Source organism: Vibrio sp. 10N.261.55.A10 (genome assembly GCF_041470825.1).
GTDB lineage: Bacteria > Pseudomonadota > Gammaproteobacteria > Enterobacterales > Vibrionaceae > Vibrio > Vibrio crassostreae_C.
Genome location: NZ_JBFRNC010000091.1, coordinates 1 through 3,888 on the forward strand (window position 1 = coordinate 1; position 3,888 = coordinate 3,888).

Sequence of the window (3,888 nt, forward strand, 5' to 3'; positions counted from 1 at the left end):
TTCCGTCTTGCTCACGAAACTGGCGTCATCTTACTACCTGGTAAAGGTTTCGACACAGTACACGCCTCAGTACGCGTATCACTAGCGAACCTTACTCACCACGAGTACGAGCTAATTGGCCGTGCAACACGCACTGTGTTGGATGAGTACTTCCAAGAGTTCTCTGCGTAATTCGTAGTTGCTAGAAAATATAAGCCCCGTCAAGTCGGGGCTTTTTTATTCGGTTGTTTAGGTCGTGATAATGAATGTAATTTCTGTAAATGCCGTTGAATCTGCCATTTTGGCACTCTTGATGTTGTTGTTTGGTGAGGTAACCAAAAAACACACACCAATATTAAGTAAATATCATATCCCAGGGCCGGTGATTGGTGGGTGCATCGCAGCCTTAATTACTACTTGCTTATATCGCATGGGAATGGAGTTCGAATTTGAACTTCCTTATAAAGAGACGTTGATGCTGATGTTTTTCGCAGGCATTGGTTTAAGCGCAAATATCAAGCAGCTATTCCAAGGTGGACGCTTGTTCGTTGTCTTTCTCGGAATCGCCGTTGTTTATATTATTTTTCAGGACGCTATTGGTGTCGCTGCAGCCTCGTTCTTAGGGCTGGATCCTAAGCTAGGACTGATGACGGGCTCTATCACCCTATCAGGTGGGCATGGTACAGGTGCTGCATGGGCGTCGATGTTTCATGACCATTTTGGTGTCGATAATGCACTCGAAATCGCGATGGCCTGTGCCACTTTTGGTCTTGTGATTGGCGGTATTATCGGAGCGCCTTTAGGCACGTATTTGGTTGAAAAAAATCAACTTTCAACACCGAACGTACATGCAGCAGATGTGGAACACAAAAAGGCCCATCACATGCCGACTAAGGGCAATGTACTACATGGCATCGGAAGCGTTGTTCTTTTAGCATGCTGTGTTGAGCTCAGCCAAATGCTACATAGTTTAGTGCTTGTGCTCGATGTGCATTGGCTGAACATGGTGCCAAATTTCGTCTATGCGTTATTTGTTGGTGCACTATTCTCAACACTATTTAGCGAGAGCAAACCTGCCAAGATTGCGATGGTCGAAGTGGCACGTTTAAGCTCAATTGCCCTAAGTGTCTTCTTATCTATGGCATTGCTTGAAATCAAACTTTGGCAGCTGTTTGATATGGCGTTGTCGCTGGTGGTTATCCTAACGATTCAAACATTGTTTACTATTGTGTTTGTTACGTCCGTTACCTATAAGCTACTCGGTAAAAATTATGATGCCGCGGTGATGGCAAGTGGTCATGCGGGCTTTGGTTTGGGTGCGACACCGACAGCCATGCTCAATATGAATGGTATCACGGGTTACTACGGCCCATCGCCACAAGCGTATTTTATCGTGCCGTTAATTGGTGCGTTCTTTATCGATCTCTCAAACCTAATCGTTATAGAGACATTCTTACATTTCATGTCTTGATGGATCTTCCCCATCAAAGGGGATTACCAAAGTTCAGTACTTTGACTTTAAAATTTACTCAAGACATCAAAAACTATATTCAGAAGAGGAGTGACGGTTTGAAAGGTGTAATTGTAGTGGTCAACTGATATTGGCCACGTTCCTAGAGTTTAACCAGAACAATCGTTCTGATTCATTGGGAGTCAAACCACCGTTGTATTGGTGCGGGCGGAGTTGGCAATAATACCCAATAATGTATCGAGTAATTTCTTGTTGTGCCTCTGCAAAGCTCCGATAATCTACTGTAGATATCCATTCCGTCTTCAAGCTTCTAAAGAAGCGTTCCATTGGTGCATTATCCCAGCAATTTCCTCGTCGAGATAAGCTTTGATTGATCTGAAAGCGCCACAGTAATTGCCGATAACTTCGGCTTGTATAATGACTGCCTTGATCGCTGTGAAACATGACGCCCTGTGGTTTACCACGAGACTCATAAGCCATGGCAAGAGCCTTACGAGTTAATCGACTATCGGGCGATAATGACATTGCCCAACCAATCGTTTTTCTAGCGAACAGGTCTAAAACTACGGCTAAGTACATCCAACGATAGCCAGTCCAAACATAAGTAACGTCACCAACCCAAACTCTGTTTGGCTCCGTAACTGCAAACTGGCGGCCTAAGAGGTTTGGGATCTCAATATGTTCTTGTGATGCTTTACGATACCTGTGTTTTGGCACTTGGCAGCTCACTAGACCAAGGGCTTTCATGAACTTCGTTGCTCTGTAGCGACTCAGGTTAGTTCCCTGACTCGTTATTATGTCAGCAATGGTTCTCGCTCCCGCAGAACCGTTGCTTGCGGCATGTGCCTCGCTAACTAAACTACGGAGCTTTGCTGTTTCGGCATCAATTTCTACTGGACGTTTTCGCCAGTAGTTGTAACTGCTTCGATGAACATTGAACACTTCACATAATATTTTTACGCTGTGGCTCTGCTTGAGTTTCTTGATTATCAAGAATTGTTCAGTGAGTCCGACATCAACAGAGCCGTGGCTTTTTTTAATATTTCATTATGCTCTTCAAGGCGAGCTAACTTCTTTTTTAATTCACGTATTTCAATTTGCTCAGGCGTCATCGGCGATGCTTTAGGTGCTTTCCCCTGACGTTCCTCTTTTAGTTGGCGAACCCACTTATCCATCGTGGACTTCCCAACATTCATAGCTTGAGCAGCCTCTGTCACAGAGTGGTTCTGATCTAGAACCAGTTGTGCCGCTTCTAATTTGAATTCAGCGCTAAATAGTCTTCTTGTACGTTTTGTCATAGTGTCACCTGTTAACTTATGAGGTGATGATATCACCTCTAACTAAGTGACCAAATTCAGCGTACCACTACACCTATACTTGCAACAAGTGCGGTGGCAGTTATAGGGCCAATTCCAGGGATCTCTGCGATTCTTTTAGAATCAACATTCGTACTGTGCCATTGTTCAATTTCTTTTGTTAACGCACTAATTCGTGAAGAAAGCTCATCAATTAGTTCTTTTAAATGAGTAACCACGCAGCGAATCGGTGGCGTCAAATTATTTTCAGCATCCTCTAAAACCAGAGGGAGCTGCTTGTTAAGTGATGCACTTCCTTTAGGAAAGACAAGACCAAACTCAGCCAGCAACCCACGTAATTGATTAGTTTGGCCAGTTTTCATTGAAACTAACCTTTCTCTAGCTTTGTGAACAGAAAGGATTGATTGCTGTTCAATCGATTTTATAGGTACGAAACGCATGTTAGGGCGAGTTACCGCTTCACAGATTGCTTCAGCATCAGCGGTATCGTTCTTATTTGATTTCACATAGGGCTTAACAAACTGCGGAGGCATAAGTTTAACGTCATGACCAAATTGCTTGAATACTCTTGCCCAATAATGAGCACTGGAGCAAGCTTCCATACCAACAAGACAAGGAGGCATATTGGTCAACGTTTCGGACAACTTCTTTCTGCTGATATTTTTCTTCAAAAGAACTTTGCCTGATGAATCTACTCCGTGAAGAGCAAAAGAAGATTTAGCTAAGTCGATACCTAAAGTTGCAATGGTCATGGTCTCTTCCTCATTTATGTTACCGACTATAAGTTTAGACGGTGGGTGGAAGTGTCCATATCATTAACAACGCCCGGTGATTATGCCAACTGCCTCTTTGTTGAGAGCCGTAAGCCAGTAAAACAACGGTAGGTAGGTTGTCGTTCTTGAAGTGGAAACACTTAATTGAAATTGATTTCGAAAATCATCTACTTTTGCCAGTTTAAGATAAATCTATTTAAAATAATCACTTAAGATGTAAATTGCACTTCAAAAACTATGCGAACAGTTAAAGTGATGATTTGATCCATCAAATGGGATTACATAATAAAACCTTTTGTTCTTAATATTCGGTTCGAAGCAACGAGATTCTTTATTTATTTTGAATAAT

At 42.7% G+C, this 3,888-nt stretch carries 3 protein-coding genes and 1 pseudogene; 2 read left to right on the forward strand and 2 right to left on the reverse strand.

Annotation, left to right across the window (positions count from 1 at the left end):
* Together AB4274_RS21075 and gltS are read left to right on the forward strand one after the other, a co-directional pair.
* Positions 1–171, forward strand: a pseudogene (locus AB4274_RS21075) (bifunctional aspartate transaminase/aspartate 4-decarboxylase); the annotation flags it as partial.
* Between the two features lie 70 nt (positions 172–241).
* Complete coding sequence (gltS, locus tag AB4274_RS21080) at positions 242–1,450, forward strand: sodium/glutamate symporter (protein WP_017061004.1); 1,209 nt, start codon at positions 242–244, stop codon at positions 1,448–1,450.
* 120 nt (positions 1,451–1,570) lie between these two features.
* Here gltS and AB4274_RS21085 read toward each other — a convergent pair.
* Positions 1,571–2,748, reverse strand: a protein-coding gene (locus tag AB4274_RS21085) for an IS3 family transposase (protein WP_372113124.1) whose coding sequence is annotated in 2 segments (ribosomal slippage) — positions 1,571–2,490 and positions 2,490–2,748 — 1,179 coding nt in all. Because the reading frame shifts where the segments join, the coding sequence is not laid out codon by codon here.
* Positions 2,749–2,804: 56 nt separating this feature from the next.
* A complete protein-coding gene (locus AB4274_RS21090; RefSeq protein ID WP_372113126.1) occupies positions 2,805–3,518 on the reverse strand; it encodes an IS110 family transposase in 714 nt (237 codons plus the stop codon).
* Positions 3,519–3,888 lie beyond the last annotated feature (370 nt).